13 protein-coding genes are annotated in these 21,197 nt (G+C 51.1%); 11 read left to right on the top strand and 2 right to left on the bottom strand.

The features are described from left to right. Nucleotides 1–271: 271 nt before the first annotated feature. The 11 genes from HMPREF2955_RS05630 (at nucleotide 272) to rnc (ending at nucleotide 17,844) form a co-directional block, all read left to right on the top strand. Nucleotides 272–3,376 carry a SusC/RagA family TonB-linked outer membrane protein gene (locus HMPREF2955_RS05630; RefSeq protein ID WP_070721709.1) on the top strand — a complete coding sequence of 1,035 codons (3,105 nt, stop codon included), beginning with the start codon at nucleotides 272–274 and terminating at the stop codon, nucleotides 3,374–3,376. Between the two features lie 13 nt (nucleotides 3,377–3,389). Next, entirely contained in the window at nucleotides 3,390–5,120 is a 1,731-nt protein-coding gene (locus HMPREF2955_RS05625; RefSeq protein WP_070721707.1) for a RagB/SusD family nutrient uptake outer membrane protein, read from the top strand. A gap of 2 nt (nucleotides 5,121–5,122) precedes the next feature. Further along, the gene (locus HMPREF2955_RS05620; protein WP_070721705.1) at nucleotides 5,123–6,505 is read left to right on the top strand and encodes a DUF4960 domain-containing protein; all 1,383 of its coding nucleotides are present in this window, start codon (nucleotides 5,123–5,125) and stop codon (nucleotides 6,503–6,505) included. Nucleotides 6,506–6,516: 11 nt separating this feature from the next. Further along, nucleotides 6,517–8,121, top strand: a complete 1,605-nt coding sequence (locus tag HMPREF2955_RS05615) for a glycoside hydrolase family 32 protein (RefSeq protein WP_070721703.1) — start codon at nucleotides 6,517–6,519, stop codon at nucleotides 8,119–8,121. A gap of 216 nt (nucleotides 8,122–8,337) precedes the next feature. After that, nucleotides 8,338–10,137, top strand: a complete 1,800-nt coding sequence (locus HMPREF2955_RS05610) for a glycoside hydrolase family 32 protein (RefSeq protein ID WP_070721701.1) — start codon at nucleotides 8,338–8,340, stop codon at nucleotides 10,135–10,137. A gap of 211 nt (nucleotides 10,138–10,348) precedes the next feature. Further along, a complete protein-coding gene (locus HMPREF2955_RS05605) occupies nucleotides 10,349–11,509 on the top strand; it encodes an MFS transporter (protein WP_070721699.1) in 1,161 nt (386 codons plus the stop codon). Nucleotides 11,510–11,539: 30 nt separating this feature from the next. Further along, on the top strand, nucleotides 11,540–12,421 hold the full coding sequence (locus tag HMPREF2955_RS05600; RefSeq protein ID WP_070721697.1) for a carbohydrate kinase family protein: 882 nt from the start codon (nucleotides 11,540–11,542) through the stop codon (nucleotides 12,419–12,421). 722 nt (nucleotides 12,422–13,143) lie between these two features. Continuing rightward, nucleotides 13,144–13,548 carry a hypothetical protein gene (locus HMPREF2955_RS05595; protein WP_070721695.1) on the top strand — a complete coding sequence of 135 codons (405 nt, stop codon included), beginning with the start codon at nucleotides 13,144–13,146 and terminating at the stop codon, nucleotides 13,546–13,548. A gap of 1,212 nt (nucleotides 13,549–14,760) precedes the next feature. Next, entirely contained in the window at nucleotides 14,761–14,997 is a 237-nt protein-coding gene (locus HMPREF2955_RS05585) for an acyl carrier protein (RefSeq protein WP_006947693.1), read from the top strand. Between the two features lie 215 nt (nucleotides 14,998–15,212). Continuing rightward, nucleotides 15,213–16,475 carry a beta-ketoacyl-ACP synthase II gene (fabF, locus tag HMPREF2955_RS05580; protein WP_070721692.1) on the top strand — a complete coding sequence of 421 codons (1,263 nt, stop codon included), beginning with the start codon at nucleotides 15,213–15,215 and terminating at the stop codon, nucleotides 16,473–16,475. Next, nucleotides 16,465–17,844, top strand: a complete 1,380-nt coding sequence (rnc, locus tag HMPREF2955_RS05575) for a ribonuclease III (protein ID WP_070721690.1) — start codon at nucleotides 16,465–16,467, stop codon at nucleotides 17,842–17,844. The genes fabF and rnc overlap by 11 nt, the downstream gene beginning before the upstream one ends. Nucleotides 17,845–17,975: 131 nt before the next feature. Here rnc and gpmA read toward each other — a convergent pair whose 3' ends face one another. After that, nucleotides 17,976–18,665 carry a 2,3-diphosphoglycerate-dependent phosphoglycerate mutase gene (gene gpmA, locus HMPREF2955_RS05570; RefSeq protein WP_009230718.1) on the bottom strand — a complete coding sequence of 230 codons (690 nt, stop codon included), beginning with the start codon at nucleotides 18,663–18,665 and terminating at the stop codon, nucleotides 17,976–17,978. A 276-nt stretch (nucleotides 18,666–18,941) separates the two neighbouring features. Continuing rightward, on the bottom strand, nucleotides 18,942–20,534 hold the full coding sequence (locus HMPREF2955_RS05565; protein ID WP_210401279.1) for a Na+/H+ antiporter: 1,593 nt from the start codon (nucleotides 20,532–20,534) through the stop codon (nucleotides 18,942–18,944). Nucleotides 20,535–21,197: the final 663 nt, after the last annotated feature.

Below are 21,197 nucleotides of genomic sequence, written 5' to 3'. Positions count from 1 at the left end.
CACCTTTTCACCCTTTCACCTTTTCACCTTTAAACGTTTCTTTCTCATGCAAAAATGTTTCATGAACGATTATTGCAAGCATCTGAACGATTATTGCAAGCCCCTTACGGGCGTTCGTAGTAAATTTGCAACCGCAGAAGATGGGGAGAAAGCGCACCCAAATTGACATAAATCAATTTGTGGAACGGCATCAGCCGATGCAAAGACGCGCCGGACTACACCTATAAGCAGCAATCTTACATATTTATAAAACCTAATTACGCAACAAGAAATGAAGCAGCTACGAACTCTTCTTATCATCGCGATGGCTATTTTCGTATGCGCCCTTGCCCATGCGCAAGGCGTAAACGTTAGTGGAAAGGTTACTTCGGCCACCGACGGCGAACCCATCACGGGCGCATCCGTTGTGGAGAAAGGAACCACACGCGGAACTGTCACCGACATCGACGGCAATTTTAAACTCGAAGTGAACAGCGGGGCAACGCTGGTTATATCTTACTTGGGGTTTAAAACCATTGAAGTGAAGGCCACGCCAAGCATGAACATCGCCTTGGAAGAAAACGCCAAGAGCCTGAACGAAGTGGTGGTGACAGGCTATACCACCCAACGCAAGGCCGACTTAACGGGTGCCGTGTCGGTGGTTAACATAGACGACCTGGCCAAACAAAACGAGAACAACCCCATCAAAGCCTTGCAAGGACGTGTGCCGGGCATGAACATCACCGCAGATGGCGCACCTTCGGGACAAGCCACGGTGCGTATTCGCGGTGTGGGTACGCTTAACGACAACGACCCGCTGTATATTATAGATGGTGTTCCCACGAAGGCGGGCATGCACGAGCTGAACGGTAACGACATAGAAAGCATACAGGTGCTTAAAGATGCGGCATCGGCCAGCATCTACGGAAGTCGTGCCGCCAACGGCGTTATCATCATCACCACCAAGCGCGGCAAGAGCGGGCGCATACGCGTAGACTTAGATGCCTCCATCTCGGCCGCCACTTACGTACACAAGCTTGATGTGCTTAATGCCAAGGAGTATGGGCAGGTGATGTGGCAAGCCTACGTTAACGATGGCATGGACCCCAACACCAATGGTTTGGGCTATCATTTCAATTGGGGATACGATGCGCAAGGCCTGCCCACATTGCAGGGAATGAGCATGAAGAAGTATCTAGACGTAGCCGGAAAAACACCTGCGGCAGACACCGACTGGTTTAACGAAACCACGCGCACGGGTATTGTGCAGCAATATAACGTGGCAGTCAGCAACGGTTCAGAGAAAGGCAGTTCGTATTTCTCACTGGGCTACTACAACAATCAGGGCATTATCAGGCAGAGCGACTTCAACCGTTTCTCGGCCCGAATGAACACCGAATATAAGCTTATCGGCAAATTGCTCACCGTTGGCGAACACTTCACGCTAAACCGTACATCCGAAGTGCAGGCTCCTGGCGGTTTCCTCTCCAACGTTTTGCAGTTCAACCCCTCGCTACCTGTGCGTACAACAGATGGCAATTGGGGCGGACCTGTGGGCGGTTATCCCGACCGTTACAACCCCGTAGCCGTGTTAGAGCGCAACAAAGACAACCGCTACACCTACTGGCGCATGTTCGGCGACGCTTACATCAACCTAAACCCCTTCAAAAACTTCAACCTGCGTTCCACGTTCGGTTTGGATTACAGTCAAAAGATGCAACGTTTCTTCACCTATCCCGTTACCGAAGGCAACGTGGCTAAGAACACCAACGCCGTTGAACCCAAGCAAGAGCATTGGACAAAATGGATGTGGAACGCCGTGGCTACCTACAACGTGGAGAGCGGAAAGCACCGCGCCGACGCCATGGCGGGTATGGAGCTTAATCGCCAAGACGACGTTTACTTCTCGGCTTATAAGGAAGGGTTCCTCATTCTCTCGCCCGATTACATGTGGCCAAGTGCAGGCGTGGGCACAGCACAAAGTCGTGGCGGCGGTTCGGGTTACTCGCTGGTGTCGTTCTTTGGCAAACTCAACTATAATTACGACGACCGCTATATGGCATCGCTCACCCTTCGCCACGACGGTTCATCGCGTTTCGGCAAGAACAACCGCTATGCCACCTTCCCCGCACTATCGCTTGGCTGGCGTATCAACCGCGAACGCTTTCTCAATAGCGCCTCTTGGATAGACGACCTGAAACTGCGTGCATCGTGGGGACAAACGGGTAACCAAGAAATATCCAACATCGCACGCTACACCGTGTATGTTAGCAACTACGGCGTGAACGAAAACGGCGGTCAAAGCTATGGCACATCCTACGACATTGCAGGCACCAACGGCGGTCGCACACTCGATTCGGGCTTTAAGCGCGACCAAATAGGCAACGACAACATTAAATGGGAAACCACCACGCAAACCAACCTGGGTGCCGACTTCTCGTTCTTCAACGCCACACTCTACGGAAGTGTAGACTGGTACTATAAAAAAACGCGCGACATACTTGTGCAAATGGTCGGCATTGCCGCCATGGGCGAAGGCAGCACGCAATGGATTAACGCCGGAGAGATGGAAAACCGCGGCGTGGAACTGAACTTAGGCTATCGCAACAACACCGCTTTTGGCCTTAAATACGACCTAGCCGCCAACCTATCGACCTATCGCAACAAGATAACTAAGCTTCCAGAAACCGTGGCAGCTAACGGAACGTTCGGCGGAAACGGCGTAAAGAGCGTCATTGGGCATCCTATGGGAGCGCAAGTGGGCTATGTGGCCGACGGCATTTTTAAGAGTCAGGCCGAAGTAGACAACCATGCGCAACAGCAAGGAGCGGCCCCTGGCCGAATTAGATACCGCGACTTGGACGGCGACAACAAGATTACCGAGGCCGACCAAACGTGGATTTACTCGCCCGTACCCAAGTTCAGCTATGGCCTTAACGTCTACTTAGAGTACAAAGGCCTAGACCTCACCATGTTTTGGCAAGGCGTTCAGGGTGTAGACATCATCTCAGACTTGAAGAAAGAAACCGACCTTTGGGCCGGTCTGAACATCGGTTTCTTGAACAAAGGCCGTCGTTTGCTGGGCGCATGGAGCGCATCCAACCCTTCAAGCGACATCCCTGCCCTGTCGTTATCCGACAATGCCAACGAGAAACGCGTGTCGAGCTATTGGGTTGAGAATGGTTCGTACCTCAAACTACGCACCATACAGCTAGGTTATAACCTGCCCCAGGCCGTGGTTAAGAAACTCATGATGGAACGCCTGCGCCTTTATGTAAGCGCGCAAAACCTGCTCACCATCAAGAGCAGCAGCTTTACGGGCGTTGATCCGGAGAACCCCAACTTTGGCTATCCCATCCCCTTGAACCTTACTTTCGGCCTAAACGTCACTTTCTAAACGTTCAATCACAATGAAAAAAGCAACCATCATATTAGCCCTTTGCGCCATACTAGCATCTAGTTGTAGCGACTTTTTGGGCGAACAGAAACCACAGGGCACGCTAAACAACGACCAAGTGAAAGATGCCCGCTACGTGGACAAGCTGGTTATATCGGCCTATGCCATCTGGATTTCGGCCGAAGACATCAACTCTTCGTTCTCGATGTGGAACTTCGACGTACGTTCCGACGATGCCTATAAGGGTGGAAACGGCACGAGCGACGGCGATGTGTTCCACCAACTGGAAGTGTCGCAAGGCATACTTACCACCAATTGGAACATCAGCGACATGTGGCAACGGCTGTATAACGGCATATCGCGCGTAAATACCGCCATCGAGCTGCTGCAACAAACCGATGCAGCCAACTATCCACTGAAAGAACAGCGCCTGGCCGAAATGAAATTTCTACGCGCCTACGGTCATTTCTTGCTCAAAAGACTATACAAATTCATCCCCTTTGTAGTAGATCCAAGTCTGACGAGCGAACAATACAACAACCTTTCGAACCGCCAATACAGCAACGACGAGGGTTGGGCACTCATAGCCAAAGACCTAGAAGAGGCCTACAACGTGCTGCCCGCACGCCAAACAGAAGTGGGACGGCCCTCGAAAGCCGCTGCCGCCGCTTTCTTGGCTAAGGTTTACCTGTACAAGGCCTATCGTCAAGACAACGAAAACAGCAACGAAGTGACCTCTATCTCGACAGAAGACCTGCAAAAGGTGTTGCAATACACCGCACCCGACATCTATGCCGCAGGCGGATTTGCATTGGAAAGCGATTTCCACAACAACTTCCGACCCGAACCGCAGTACGAAAACGGACCCGAAAGCATTTGGGCCATGCAGTATTCGATGAACGACGGAACAACATACGGCAACCTCAATTGGAGCTACGGACTGATTGTGCCCAACATTCCAGGCGTTACCGATGGCGGCTGCGACTTCTATAAGCCTAGCCAAAACCTCGTGAACGCCTATCGTACAGACAACGCCGGGCTGCCCCGAATAGACGACTTTAACAAGGCCGACTACGACAAGAGCCGCGATTATGCCGACCCACGCCTATTCCTCACCGTGGGAATGCCCGGCCTGCCCTACGAGTTTAACCGCGATTTCATGATGGACCGCTCTGCAACATGGAGCCGTTCGAACGGTCTTTACGGCTATTACGTAACTTTAAAGCAAAACGTCGACCCCAAAAGCGGATACCTTATCAAAGGTTCGTGGTGGGGAACACCCATGAATCGCATCGTGTTCCGCTATGCCGACGTGCTGCTCGAACGTGCTGAGGCCTTGGCACAGCTAGGCGGAAGCCACCTGCAAGAGGCGCTGGCACTGGTTAATCAGCTACGTAGAAGAGCCAAACAAAGCACCGCAGCCATAGCCAACTACGAGTCGCAATATGGCGTTAGGCTCAATGTTGGCCAATACACAGGCAGCTACAACCAAGCCCAAACACTCAAAATCGTGAAGATGGAACGCCGATTGGAAATGGGAATGGAGAGCGAACGTTTCTTCGACCTTGTGCGTTGGGGCGAGGCTGCCAGCGTGATAAACAAGTATTATGCCGAAGAGGCCAACGATTGCGCCATATATAACGGTGCTCACTTCACCGCCAACAAGAACGAATACCTGCCCATACCCCATGCACAGGTGGCCGCATCGAAAGGAAATTACAAACAAAACATAGGAGACTGGTAACGATGAAAACCCTGATAACCCAAATTGTGATGGCCTTTGCCACGCTCGTTGCCATAACGGCGTGCAGCGAAAGCAACGTTAGCGACCTGCAACTAGGTGGCGACTGCAACGTGCAAGCCATTGCATTAGACAAATACGAAGGCACAACCGACCTGCCAACACGCAGCATTACCGTGCGCGTTCCACAAGGTTATGACGTTAGGAACATGGAACTTACCACCCTGCAACTTAGCGCAGGCGCAACGGCCAACATCAAACAGGGCGACCACCTGGACTTTACCACGCCCCGAGCGATGCGCGTTAGCAACGCCGACGTGTACGAAGACTGGACCATCAGCGTGCGCCGCGACGAGGCAAAGATAACTAGCTTTAAGATTAACGACCTGTATACGGGCATCATAGACGAAGGGGCGAAAACCATTTCGGTTTATGTTCCCGAGGCACTTAACCTCGTCTCGCTCGTGCCCACATTCACTTTGAGCGACAACGCCACAGCCTCTATCGTCAGCGGAGTGGCCACTAGCTTTGCCAAACCCGTGCAGATAACCGTTACCAACAACACCGCAACCACCACCTACACCGTAACCGTTACGAAGATTGGTAAGCCCGAAGTGGTGTTCGTGGGACTGGCGCCGAGCATGGACCAACTAAACATCGAAGAGTTAACGGCTTGTCGTTGGATGTTGGCCAACGTGCCCAACTCGCTTTACGTCTCGTTCGCCGACATTAAGAACAAAAACATAGACCTAAGTGCTTGTAAGGTGATATGGTGGCACTATCATAAGGACGGCGGAGTGGACGGAAAAGAGGCCTTCGAGAAAGCTGCACCTGCCGCAGTAGAGGCATCGGTAGCCCTTCGCGACTACTACAACGCAGGCGGTTCGTTCCTCTTTACACGCTATGCCACCAACATGCCAGCCTTCATCGGTGCGATGAAGAACGACGCCGTACCCAATAACTGCTGGGGACAGAATGAGGCCGAGGCCGAAACAGTGGGTTCGCCGTGGAGTTTCTCCATGCGCGGACACACCGATAACGCGCTTTATCGCAACCTCGTGATGAAGAACGACGCCCCCAACGACGTGTTTACCTGCGATGCCGGCTATCGCATCACCAACTCAACTGCCCAATGGCACATCGGCGCAGACTGGGGTGGATATGCCGATTACGACACTTGGCGCAACAAAACCGGTGCGCGCGACCTTGGATATGGTGGCGATGGCGCCATCGTGGCATGGGAAATTCCCGCCAACGGCACCAAGGGCGGCATCATCTGCATCGGTTCGGGCTGCTACGACTGGTACAGCATCGACCCCGTAACGCCACATTATCACCAAAATGTAGCGACATTAACGCGAAACGCCATCAACCTTCTTAAACGATAAACCCAGCAACAATGAACAAAACAGCATATATCATCGCTTCGTTTGCCTTGCTAGCCACACCGCTAGCAAGCTGCGAAAGCGACGCGCCAACAGTTGAAGAGCGCGACTGGCAGGGAACAACCACCTTCTTCCAATCTGTCGACGACAAGAAACAAGACACCTATTACAAGCCATTTGCAGGTTTCGTGGGCGACCCCATGCCCTTCTTCGACCCCGTGGCAAAGGATTTTAAGGTGCTTTATCTACAAGATTATCGTCCCAACCCTGCTGCAACCTATCACCCCATTTGGGCAGTCAGCACCAAAGACGCAGCTCACTACACTTCGTTAGGCGAACTGATACCCTGCGGAGGGGCTGCCGAACAAGATGCGGCATTGGGCACAGGCTCTACCATCTACGACGAAACGCAGCGCACTTACTACACCTTCTACACCGGCAACAAGCATCAGCCACGCCAAGGCGACAACGCACAGGTGGTGATGGTGGCCACTTCTGCCGACTTTAAGACGTGGACCAAGAACCAAACGTTCGCCATTCGCGGCAACGACTATGGTTATAGCGCCAACGATTTCCGCGACCCATACGTATATAAGGCCGAAGATGGCAGCGGTTATCGCATGCTCGTGGCCACCTATAAGGATGGAAAAGGCGTGTTGGCAGAGTTTTCTTCGGCCGACTTAAAGGTGTGGAAACACGTCGGAGTGTTTATGACAATGATGTGGGATCGCTTTTACGAGTGTCCCGACCTCTTCAAAATGGGCGATTGGTGGTACTTGGTTTACAGCGAAAAACATGCTGCCGTGCGCCGCGTGCAATACTTCAAGGGGCGCACCCTCGACGAATTGAAGGCTGCTACGGCCAACGATGCAGGCAAATGGCCCGACGACCACGAGGGATTTCTCGACAGTCGCGGTTTCTATGCAGGCAAAACGGCTAGCGACGGCACCAACCGCTACATCTGGGGATGGTGTCCTACACGTCCTGGAAACAACAATACGGATGTTGGGGCTTATCCCCACGAGCCCGAATGGGCAGGCAATCTAGTGGTGCATCGCCTGATACAGCATGCCGACGGCACGCTAACACTTGGCGAAGTGCCTGCCATTAGCACGCAGTTTGGCCAAAACGCCGCCCCCAAGGTGATGGCGCAAAGCACGCAAGGGGTAACGCAAAACGGTGCCAACATGAAGCTACAAGGCGAGGCTTGGGCGTTATTCCCCCGATTGGGACAGGTAAACCGCATCAGTTTCACCGTGAAAACGGCCGCCAACACCGATAAGTTCGGCATCTCGTTTGTTCGTGGAACCGACTCGGAAAAGTGGTACACCCTAGTGATTAACCCCGAAGGAGCCGACAAACGTAAGGTGAACTTCGAGGAAGAAGGCTCGAAGGGCAAGGGTTTTGTTGAGGGAATAGACGGCTATGTGTTTGCCCGTCCGGCCGACAACACCTATAACGTAACCATCTACACCGACAACAGCGTGTTGGTGATGTACATCAACGATGTGTGTTGCTACACCAACCGCATCTACAACATGGCCAAAAACTGCTGGAGCATCAACAGCTATGGCGGCGAAGTGAACGTTAGCAACCTCAACGTAGGTACAACTAAATAACCAACTTATCACTCAACGGGTTGTCTTTGGCCAAGTGTCGCAGGCAACCCGTTGTTCGCACACAGCGCATTGCCCCGTTAATAAACATTAATCCGCCCATATCCGATGCGTAAAAACTTGGCATTTAGCCCACTTAGTTTTATCTTTGGAGCAGAGAATTATAACTATGCATAACCTAACGCGCATCGCCTAAACCGCAACAACCATTCAAAGATTATGGCACAGAGACTAACCAAACCCATGCTTAGGCTGGCAACAACCCTATTGTTGCTCTTTGTGGCGCATGCCATTGCCCACGCCGACACCTACAAAAAGATGAACATGCTCAGCAAAAACCATTGTATGCTGGCTTTCGATACGCCCACAACGCGTTACTTGCTGTTGCCCGTTGAGGAGAAAGCAGAGCTTTGCAACCTGCGACTTATCGTAGACAACAACGCCATCGAAACGTTTAACGTGCGCTTGGCGGCCGACCACGTAGACTATTTCGTGCCACTTGCACTCGATGCCGTTAAGGGGAAACCCTTCGTTCTCGATGTGCACGTGCAGGGCGATGTTCGTAAAAACGGCAACCTAAACGACTATGTGTGCTGGAAAAACATGACAATGACCGACAACTTCGACACGGCCAACCGCGAAAAGTGGCGTCCGCTGTACCACCACACGCCGCCCTACGGCTGGATGAACGACCCCAACGGACTGTTTTACAAAGACGGACTATACCACCTTTATTACCAATGGAACCCCTACGGCTCGCAGTGGGAGAACATGACATGGGGCCACAGCGTTAGTAAAGACCTTGTGCATTGGGAAGACCGAGGCACTGCCATTGCCCCCGATGCCTTGGGAACGATATTCAGCGGCTGTTGTGTTGTAGACCACAACAACACGGCTGGCTTTGGCGCAGGTGCGGTGGTGGCCTTCTATACAACGGCTGGCGAAAGCCAAACGCAAAGCATGGCGTACAGCACCGACAACGGGCAGACCTTCACCAAGTACGACCGCAACCCCGTGATAACGGCTCCGATACCCGATTTTCGCGACCCGCATGTGTTTTGGCATCAACCAACCGAACGCTGGATAATGGTGCTTGCCGCTGGTCAAGAAATGCAATTCTACTCGTCGAAGAACCTCAAAGAGTGGACATTCGAGAGCCGTTTTGGCGAGGGATACGGCAACCACGATGGCGTTTGGGAATGTCCCGACCTGATGCAACTGCCTGTTCGTGGCACCGATAAGCAGAAGTGGATGCTTATTTGCAACATCAACCCTGGCGGACCTTTCGGCGGAAACGCCACGCAATATTTCATCGGCGAGTTCGATGGACTCAAATTTACCTGCGAAGACAAGCCCGAAACAACCAAGTGGATGGACTACGGCAAGGACCATTACGCTGCCATCACCTTCGATAACGCACCGCAAGGTCGCCGCATACTAATGACTTGGATGAGCAATTGGCAGTATGGCAACCAAGTTCCAACGCTACAATTCCGCTCGGCAAACACCATTCCCTGCGACCTCGACCTCTTTGAACACGATGGTCAGACCTATGTTGGGCGCACTCCTTCCAAAGAACTATTAGCCGCTCGCGCCACACAGTTCTTTAAAAACAGCACTTCGGCACGCAGAACCTTCAACCCAGCGCAAGGCGCATACGAGTTAGTGATGGTTGTTAAGCCCCAATCCAAGGGCAAAACGCGCCTTACTTTGCAAAACTCCGAAGGCGAAAAGGTTGTTGTTAGCTACGATGTGGCCGCACAAACGCTGTCGGTAGACCGCACGCAAAGCGGCAGAACCGATTTCAGCGATGCTTTCAAAGCTGTTACCGTTGCCCCAACCCGCGGTATGATAACTACGCTCCGCATCTTTGTAGATAAGAGTAGCGTTGAGGTTATAGATGCCCAAGGCAAGGTTTCGCTCACCAATTTGGTGTTCCCCTCAACGCCTTACAATACCTTGCTGCTCGAAAATTCGGGTGGAAATAAGGCCAATGTATCGGCGTTTGAGATGAAATAAGGGTCTAAGGAGTAAAGCCAAGGGCTTTGTCAGACAGCTCCGACAAGTCAGACAAGTCAGACTTGTCCGACTTGTCCGACCAGTCCGACAGGTCCGACCAGCCCTACTGGCCACCCCAGCCATTCTATCTTAACAAGTAAACAACAAAGCATATCACTCCCCTCTCCCCTCGGAGAGGGGCTGGGAGTGAGGCTTTAAATACAAAATAATTATGCGTAAATCAACCCAACTCACACTCATTCCCGTGATGTTCTGCTTCTTCGCCATGGGATTTGTAGACCTAGTGGGCATTGCCTCAAACTATGTCAAGGCCGACCTCAACCTCTCCGACTCGGCCGCGAACGTCTTTCCGTCGCTCGTTTTCTTCTGGTTCCTCATCTTTGCCGTGCCAACGGGCATGCTCATGAACAAGATTGGGCGCAAAAAAACGGTGCTAGTGTCGCTCGTCATCACCGTGGCCAGTTTGCTTTTGCCCCTCTTCGGCAACAGCTACGAGCTGATGCTAATCTCGTTTTCGCTGCTGGGCATCGGCAATGCCTTTATGCAAACCTCGCTCAACCCCCTCATCTCGAACATCATCAGTGGCGACCGCTTTGCAGCCACCCTCACTTTCGGCCAGTTTGTAAAGGCCATTGCCTCGTTCATGGCACCCATTATCGCCGCTTGGGGTGCAGCAGCCAGCATCCCCCACTTTGGTTTGGGCTGGCGCATACTCTTCCCCATCTACATGGTTATCGGCATTTTGGCCACCCTGATGCTGTCGGCCACGCCCATCGAAGAAGAACCCATGAAGGATAAGCCCTCTTCTTTCATGCAAACCATCAAGCTATTGGGCACGCCCATCGTGCTGTTGTCGTTCATCGGCATCATGTGCCACGTGGGAATAGACGTGGGAACAAACACCCACGCGCCAAAAATACTGCAAGAACGACTGCACATGGGCCTCGACGAGGCAGGCTTTGCCACCAGCCTTTACTTCATTTTCCGTACCCTTGGCTGTCTTAGCGGCTCGTTCATACTGGCCAAATTCAACAACCGCGCCTTCTTCTACGTTTCCGTTGTCATGATGGCGCTTTCCATGTTGGGCCTAGCCGTGGGCGAAAGCAAAGCCGTCCTGTACACCGCCATTGCGTTGGTTGGTTTCGGCAACTCCAACATCTTCTCGCTCGTGTTCTCTCAAGCCGTGCTGTCCTTGCCCGACAAGAAGAACGAAGTGTCGGGACTAATGATTATGGGACTATTCGGCGGAACCATATTCCCCCTCCTCATGGGGCCTGCCAGCGATGCCGTTGGCCAATGGGGAGCCGCCGTTGTAATGGCCTTTGGCGTTATCTACCTCTTTACTTACGGCCGAAAGATTGGCGCAAAGTAAGCATACTTAACTAAAAACAACAAAGAAGATATGAAACGACTTATCGTAGGATTGGGCGAGGCACTCTGGGATGTGCTGCCCGAAGGAAAGAAAATAGGCGGCGCACCGGCAAACTTTGCCTACCATGCCGCGCAGTACGGACTAGACACCTTGGCCATTAGTGCCTTGGGCAACGATGCTTTGGGCGACGAAATAGCCCAAAAATTCGCCGATAAAAAGCTCAACGTGCTGATGCCGCGCGTGCCTTTCCCCACAGGAACGGTGCAAGTTGAGCTCGATTCACAAGGCGTACCCACTTACGACATTAAGGAAGGCGTGGCTTGGGACAACATCCCCTTCACCCCCGAACTTGAAGAAGTGGCCCGAAACTGCCGTGCCGTGTGCTGGGGTTCGTTGGCACAGCGCAACGAAGTGAGCCGCAACACCATTCACCGTTTCCTCGATGCCACCCCAAAAGACTGCCTTAAAATCTTCGACATCAACCTCCGACAAAACTTCTACAACGAAGAACTGCTGCTCGACTCGTTCAAGCGATGCGACATATTGAAGATAAACGATGAAGAACTGGTTACCATTGGCCGTCTGTTTGGCTATCCCGGTCTCGACATGACCAACAAGTGTTGGCTCATCTTGGGCAAATACGACCTCGATGCCCTGGTGCTTACCTGCGGCGTAAACGGCAGTTATGTGTTTACTCCTGGAGCCATGTCGTTCTTAGAAACGCCCAAAGTAGAGGTTGCCGACACCGTTGGCGCAGGCGATTCGTTCACAGGCAGCTTCTGTGCAGCCTATCTCAGTGGCGTTCCCATTAGCGAGGCCCATCGCCTAGCCGTTGAAACCAGCGCCTTCGTTTGCACACAAAACGGCGCAATGCCCACCATTCCCAAACATTTTATCGACAGAATTCAGTAAAGAGTGAGGAGTTAAGGAGTTATGGAGTTAAGGAGTTAAGCCAATAGCTTTGCAGCTACAAGCTTATCATCTCCTTAACTCCATAGTTCTTTAGCCCTCAGCACACCCGCCACCTCCCCTTCGGGTAGTAGCTAACTCCGCAATTCCATAACCCACATACAAACTAACAAACCCACGAGTTGACAAAAGAACTTCCCATTACACAACCAAGCATACGGCTTAACTCCTTAACTCCATAACCCACACACAAACTAACAAACCCACGAGTTGACAAAAGAACTTCCCATTACACAACCAAGCATACGGCTTAACTCCTTAACTCCATAACTCATATACAAACGAACAAACCCGCGAGTTTACAAAAGAACTTCCCATTACACAACCAAGCATACGGCTTAACTCCTTAACTCCATAACTCCTTAACTCCTAAAAATATTCTCTTTTTCTTTCATATTAATCAAATTAGTTGTAACTTTGCGAAGTGAAAAGGCATAGTTATTCAACTGCGCCATCATGAAAAGTACAATCGGTTAAAAGGCTGCCTATGGTTTGGCCGCATGGACCCCCCCATAACCCAACACCATTAGCCGGCTAAACATCATTACTGCCCACCCAAATAGCCGTCGCTCACTAAGCGAAACCAACCAAAAGCGTTCCACCTGCGTGGGTAACAACAATCTAAACACGCTTATATTTATACCATAAACTAAAAACCAAACATCATGTTACACACTATCAAGAACCTATCGTTATGCGCTATGTTCGCAATCGTTGTCATGGCATTCGCCGCTTGCAGTTCAGACGACGACAGAGACAACCCCGTTGTTCAACAACTCATCGGCTCGTGGCAGCAAATCAACAATTGCAATTCGTGCGAACAATCAAACACCTACGAAACATGGTACAAAGACCTTACTTGGGATAAGCATGCCATCGTTGACGGCAATGCCGAACTGGTTCGCAAGGGCGACTTCGGATGCAAAGACAACACCCTACACCTGCGCAGCACCTGTCCCAAAGGGCGCGACCTTGTTGAGATGGATTTCAAGGTTGAAATCAACGGCGACGTACTTACACTCACCAACTTAAAGACAAAGGATACAATAAAATACAAACGTCGCAAGTAGGCACAACGCCTTTAACGAACATGTTTGTTCACCCCCTGCAATGCCTAGCAAACTTGGCATTGCTTAAAACCTGTGCCCTGCCTTTAACGGCAAGCAAGCCTTCTGTTGCTTGTGCTGCAACTGAAAACACAGCATAAACAACCACAAATCCATTACCCGTTTTGTGCTAGCTGGCACAAATTCGGTTACTACACTAAACTCTCGCAAGCGAACAAATCATCCTTCGACTTATCCACTTGCGAGAGTTTAGTAGTGCTATTAAAAAGCGTACTGTTCCCCTCTCCCCCTAGAAAGGAGCTCGGAAGTGCGGCTCTATCGTCGTTGTCTTGCCGCACATACACCTTATATATTACGCGCGCACGCGCGAAGAGCACATCACGAGGCCTGCATTTCGCCTTCCGCACGCGCATCTTTTACCCTCCCTCGCCCTTAATACCCATTTCTATGCCCTCAAAAAGGGTATTTATGCCGACAAGCAGCAACGAGGAAAGACGGCTCTTGCGGCCTTCCTTCCCCCTTTAACCCACCTGTAACACACGCATTCCACCCCACTTTATGCACGACAAGCCAATGATTATGCAGCAGAAACACGATTGTGTTTCCTGTCCGTCGGGCTCACTGTCGCCGTGCGTTTCCTCCCGAACAAGCACTTAAACATAAGCGCACTGACACCCACGCACGGCATCGAGATTACCAACGGCGACCCGAACAAGCACTTAAACATAAGCGTACCGACACCAAACCCAATTTTTGGAAACGGAGTACCGCAACCCGAACAAGCTCTTAAACATAAGCGCACTGACACCCGCGCACGGCATCGAGGTTACCAACCGCAACCCGAACAAGCTCTTCAACATAAGCGTACTGACACCAATGCATAAACATGGGTTTGTTGCAGACACCCCAAAAGCCACTAAAACAAGCACTCCAAACAGCCTCTTTAAAAAAAACGGCACAAGCAAGAAAGGATAAATCGGTGAAATTCACCAAAAAATGTGCCCCGCTCCGTACCCCGCATCGTGCTTTAAAACACCTTTCTAAATCCTAAAAAGTAGTTAAAATCGCCAAAATCAATGCACAATTAGGGGGTATATGTGCAATTTAAGTTGCTTTTTTTAGCGAAATGCTTGTGAGTATGAATAAAAATGATTTCCTTTGCACCCGAAATTATCGGATGAAATTTATTTACAAACACTATTAAATTTTACAATTATGTCTGAAATTGAATCGAAAGTAAAAGCTATCATCGTTGACAAACTGGGTGTAGACGAAGCAGAAGTAAAGCCAGAAGCAAGCTTCACCAACGACCTTGGTGCAGACTCGCTCGACACTGTTGAGCTCATCATGGAGTTCGAAAAAGAATTCGGAATCTCTATCCCCGACGACAAGGCTGAGAAGATTGGCACCGTTGGCGACGCTATCGCTTACATCGAAGAAAACGCAAAGTAAAGTGACAAGCTTTTGGTTATGGCCTCTGGCAATGCCAGAGCCATAACCAAAATCTCTTAACTCAACATTTCCCCAAGGGGACTAACAACAAGGCCGACTTCAACTTTCGCATCAAGAGGGTGGAACAGCGAAGGTGCACGTGTTCTTAACGACCTTTTCTTTTCCACTCAACGCGTTTGGTTGAAACGCCCTTAAAAGCAATATTTTTCATTTCAATGGAGTTAAAAAGAGTAGTAGTGACGGGTCTTGGAGCCGTTACCCCCGTTGGCAACACGCCCGAAGAGACGTGGGCTAATCTGTTGGCCGGTAAAAGTGGCGCAGCACCCATCACACATTTCGACGCCACCAATTTCAAAACCAAGTTCGCTTGCGAGGTGAAGAACCTCAACGTAACCGACTATATCGACCGGAAGGAGGCACGCAAGATGGACCGCTACACCCAATTGGCCATCATCGCGGCCATGCAGGGCATCAAAGACAGCGCACTGGACTTGGAAAAAGAAGACCGTAACCGCATTGGCGTGATTTACGGCGTTGGCATCGGCGGTATCAAGACCTTTGAAGAGGAAGTTACTTACTATGGGCAGCACCTCGGCGAGGAACCCAAGTTCAACCCCTTCTTCATCCCTAAGATGATTGCCGACATCGCTGCCGGGCACATTTCCATCATGTACGGCCTGCACGGGCCCAACTATGCCACCACTTCGGCCTGCGCATCATCTACCAATGCTTTGGCAGATGCCTTCAATCTCATCCGTTTGGGTAAGGCCAACGTCATCGTCAGCGGTGGTGCCGAGGCTGCAATATGCGGCTGTGGCGTAGGCGGATTTAACGCCATGCACGCGCTATCCACCCGCAACGACGACCCCGAACACGCTTCGCGCCCGTTCAGCAAAAGTCGCGACGGTTTTGTTATGGGCGAAGGAGCTGGCTGCCTGGTACTGGAAGAACTGGAACACGCTAAGGCTCGCGGAGCTAAGATTTACGCAGAGATGGTTGGCGAGGGCGCAAGTGCCGACGCACACCACATCACGGCCAGCCACCCCGAAGGCCTAGGCGCCAAACTGGTGATGCAAAACGCAATGGAAGACGCCGGACTGAAACCCGAAGACATCGACTACATCAACGTGCACGGCACGTCGACACCTGTGGGCGACATCTCGGAGGCAAAGGCCATCAAGGAACTGTTCGGCGATGCAGCCTATAAACTCAACATCAGCTCAACCAAATCAATGACGGGACACTTGCTCGGAGCTGCTGGTGCAGTAGAGGCCATGGCCACGGTGTTGGCCGTGCAGAACGACATCATACCCCCAACCATCAACCACGCCGACGACGACGTGGACGAGAACATTGATTACAACCTCAACTTCACGTTCAACAAGGCACAAAAGCGCGAGGTGCGTGCCGCACTGAGCAACACCTTTGGCTTTGGCGGACATAACGCTTGTGTTATCTTCAAGAAGTATGCTGAGTAATCTTATCGACAGGGTGAGGCTCCCTTTCCGTAAGGAAAAGGAGCTTTACTCGTCTTTATTTGAGATTCTTGGGTTTTATCCGCGAAACATTAGCTACTATAAGCTCGCCCTGATGCACAAAAGCGTAATGCGACGGGGGGCAAACGGCAAGCCTGTAAACAACGAAAGGCTTGAATTTCTGGGCGATGCCATACTCGACGCCATCGTGGGCGACATTGTTTACCGACACTTCCCCGGCAAAAGGGAGGGCTTTCTTACCAACACACGAAGTAAACTAGTACAGCGCGAAACGCTTAACAGGTTGGCGCAAGAGATGGGTATCAGCAGGTTGGTACTGTCCTCTGGCCACACTTCATCGCACAACAGCTACATGGGCGGCAACGCTTTCGAGGCACTGGTGGGAGCCATCTATCTTGATCGCGGCTATTCCAGCTGCATGCGATTCATGGAAAAGCGCATCTTAGCCAAGATGATTAACATTGATAAGGTGGCTTACAAGGAGGTGAACTTTAAGAGTAAGCTTATTGAATGGAGCCAGAAAAACCGCGTAAAACTCGACTTTATCGTAAAAGAGCAGGGCAAGGACAAAAATGGCAGTCCCTTCTTCCTTTTCTGCGTTCACCTGGAAGGCGTTGAAGGATGCAACGGCCGAGGGTACAGCAAGAAGGAAAGTCAGCAGTTGGCATCGAAACTTACGCTCGAAAGGCTGAAAAAAGAGCCGCAATTCATCGACCGTGTGTTTGCTGCCAAGGCCGAACGAACTAAGAACGAGGGCAACGCAGAGGGCAACGACAAGGCCGCAACAACACAACTGCTGCCCGTAAAACCCGCAAACGGACCGCAATCGGCACCAAAAGAGTTGGCAAAGGCATCGGTAAAGGAAACGGCAAACGAGGCCAACAAGCCGAAAGCCAACCTGCCAACAGCCGAACAGGCAGAACGTTCGGCCACCCAACGCACCAACGAACGCCCGGAAGAACGCACCGCAGAAAAGAAGGCGGAGCGTGCTAACGAACGTAAGACACGCAATGATGCGCAACGCGATAAGGTGACAGACAAGCCCGAAGTGCCAAGCAGTGCCGAAGAAAAAACCAAGAAACAAGAAAGACGAACGAACGAAAAGGCGGAAGAAAAGCCGATGGAGGTGTTTAGGGACGACAAACCCAAAGACGAGCCAAAGGGAAAACGACAACGCCTGTATGCAGAACGGGAACCTGAAGAGCTAAGCACAGAGACGCTTGACTTTGACGACGACCCCGAATTCGACCTCAGCCATATCACGGCTCGCCAACAGTCGCGCGAAGAAATCATCGCCGCGGCCGAAGCTGCCGCTTTCAGCGAAGAGCACACCGACAATCAAAACCAATGACGAACGCGTTGATAGGCGATGCCTTAAAAGCTGCACCCCAACCTTACTAAGAGCAGGTTGGGGTGCAGTTTTTTATGGGCTAGGCTTGCCGATGGCGTTAGCCGTACACCTAGCTCAGTTGTTTTCTCAAATTACTTCAAGTAATACTTGTTGGTTACCTTAAAGTCGTCGTCGAATTCGTAAACCAGTGGCGTACCTGTGGGAATTTCAACGTTGATGATATCCTCGTCGGAGATGTTCTCGAAATACTTAATGAGCGAACGCAGCGAATTGCCATGAGCCGCGATAAACACGCGTTTTCCTTCCATCACCAGAGGCTTAATCTCGTTTTCGAAGTAAGGAACGGTACGAGCGATAGTGTCTTTAAGGCTCTCGCACATGGGCACATCCTCAACGGGAACGTCGCGATAAGCAGGGTTCTTACGGGCCGAGTAAACGTTATCCTCTTCCATTTGGGGCGGACGAACGTCAAAACTTCTGCGCCAGATGTGCACTTGCTCGTCGCCATACTTCTCTGCCGTCTCTTTCTTGTTGAGGCCAGAGAGTGCTCCATAGTGGCGTTCGTTCAGTCTCCACGACTTAATTACGGGCAACCACTCGCGTTCCATCACCTTAAGCGCAATCTGTTGCGTGTTGATGGCGCGTTTCAGGTACGACGTGTAGCACACATCGAAGTCAAGCCCGGCCTCTTTCATCAGTTCGCCAGCGCGTTTTGCCTCTGCCTTTCCCTTTTCAGACAGTTCCACGTCTACCCAACCCGTAAACAGGTTCTTTTGGTTCCACTCGCTTTCGCCGTGGCGAATAATCACTAGTTTTTTCATACGAAGTATTGTGTATTATATATAAATAATGTGTAAGCTTACAAACTACAAAATTATACATTATTACCCGCTTTGGCAATAGCAACCAATGGGGTGCTGGTGAAAAATAGTTAAAAAGGGCGGCCTACACGAACGAAACGGCCGAAACGCCTTTACCGAGAACGCATTGCGCTCCCCACGCCCTTCCGTTGCCCACGCAACGGCATCGGCACTGCCTTACGCCTAGCTGCCAACCACCGCAAGCCGTAACGCAACCATGCACACCCAAAAGCCGCCTTACTCTTTCAGCAGGCGCTCTTCTTCCAAGTCAATGCGGTGAATGAAGTGGCGAACAATCTCCTCGTCCACCCTCTCGTTCTCGTTATTCAACTTGTTCAGCCACAACCGCTGTTCGTTAAGGATGTTATGATAGTTCTTGCGCAACTCGTCATCGTACAGCGTAGCCGACCCTTCTGTTTCCAACTGCTCGTTCCAATGCGCAACCAGACTGTTCAACAGGGCCGAACGGGTAACATCCGCACACTTGTTGTTGTGCCGAAGATAGTCCAGGCTGGCCTGCGCCATACCTATTCGTATCATTCGTTCCGTCTCTTCGTACGGCAGATGGTCGTCGTAGTTGGGAAATTTCACCCATTTAAGCAGTATCGGCAGCGTTAAACCTTGGAACACCAGCGTGAGCATAATCACCACAAAGGTGATATACAGCATCATGCTGCGTTCGGGAAAAGGCGTCTGTGTGCCCGGTACGTAGAGCGGTATGGCCAAAGCAGCCGCCAACGACACTACGCCGCGCATGCCCGTCCACCCTAAAACCAAGGGGCCGGCCATTCCTTGCGAACGCGAATCGGCCACAGTGATGAACTTACTCATAAAGCGGGTGATGAACACGGCACTAAACGCGGCACACATACGTATAACAACCAGCGCGCCCGTAATCAGCAATCCGTAGGCTGTTGCAGTCCAAAGGTTAACGCCATCGGCTTTAAGTCCAGCCATTATCTCGGGCAAGTCTAGTCCGATAAAAAGGAAAGCTAACCCGTTGAGCAAGAAAATGAGGAAGTTCCACACGTTCTCGGCCCGCAGTCTAGACGACGAACCGATGATGAGTATTCGGCGATAACTGAAATACAAACCGCCGCTAACCACGGCCAACACGCCCGAGGCCTCAACCGTTTCGGCACAGATGTACATCAAGTAGGGACTGATGATGGTGAACATGGTGTCGATATTCTCGTCCATTGGCAACCACTTGTGCAGCTTGATAAGCACATACGACAGCAGCACGCCCACACCTGCACCGCCAATAACCATCCAAACGAACGATGCGGCCGCCTGATGCCACACAAATTGGCCCGTGCCAATGGCGATAAGGGCGAACTTAACGATGATGAGCGAACTGGCATCGTTGAACAAGCTTTCGCCTTCGAGCACGGCCGACACGCGCCGCGGCACTTTCACAAACTTCATGATGGCCGCAGCCGACACGGCATCGGGCGGCGAAACGATGCCGCCAATCAAGAAACCTAGGGCAACAGAGAACCCAGGAATGAACGTGTTGGCAATATACCCCACAACCAAAGCCGTAATAAACACAACGATAAAAGCGAACGAACCAATGATGCGCCGCCACCGCCAAAGCTCTTTCCACGAGTTGGTCACGGCGGCTTCGTAGAGTATCGGCGGAAGGAAAACAAGGAATATCACGTCGGGATTGATGTGCAAACGCGGCATGCCGGGAATGAAACTCAGGGCTATGCCGCCCAAAACAAGCATCACGGGATAGGCCACCTTGATGCGTTGACTAACCATCACCAACAAACAGATGGCTACAACCAGCAGAATAGATACGATGAGTTGGTGTTCAATCATATTGAGTTGACGAGTTAGAGAGTGGATAAATGGATGAGTTGACGTCGTCTTGAATTTTAATATTTAAGTTGTCCTTACTTTAATCTTTGAGGTCACCTAGACTTTTAACATCTCTACAAACTGAGAGGAGTTTATTATCATTGTGCCGTAAAGGCAAGATACATGCTCCCGCCCGTGTACGAAGTACTGAACAAAGATACGATAAAATCTGAAATTCCGCCCCCTTTGTCTGTGTCAAAACGCGGTTATGCTCCCAAAAAGTAAGTTGGCAGAGGCCCTTATCAATTCTTTATTTACAAGTTGAAAGCATTTTCTCTGCGGCACATCATGAGGAAAAAAGTAAAGATGCCTTCCTTATGTTTCTTATGTTCTTATGTCAAAAAACGGACGTATTTAGGTCAAAACACGAAAAGGCGAACGATTTAACCAGTTGACAAGTTGACGAGCTGGCCAGTTAACGAGGTGACCAGTTAACAAGTAGACGAGGTGACCAGTTAAGCAGTTGACCAGTTGAACAGTTAACGAGCTGACCAGTTGACGAGTGAACTCGTTAATTCGTCAACTGGGTTACCCGTCAACCGCTGTAAACTTTTCAGCAGAAATTTTAACATTATGACTACCCTTTTCGTCCACCAACCGCGCACCTTGCCGCAAAAAATCGAT

The sequence above is a fragment of the Prevotella sp. HMSC073D09 genome (genome assembly GCF_001814145.1).
GTDB lineage: Bacteria > Bacteroidota > Bacteroidia > Bacteroidales > Bacteroidaceae > Prevotella > Prevotella conceptionensis.
The sequence above is the reverse complement of the archived record's forward strand: the minus strand, read 5'-3'. Positions and strand labels throughout refer to the sequence as shown.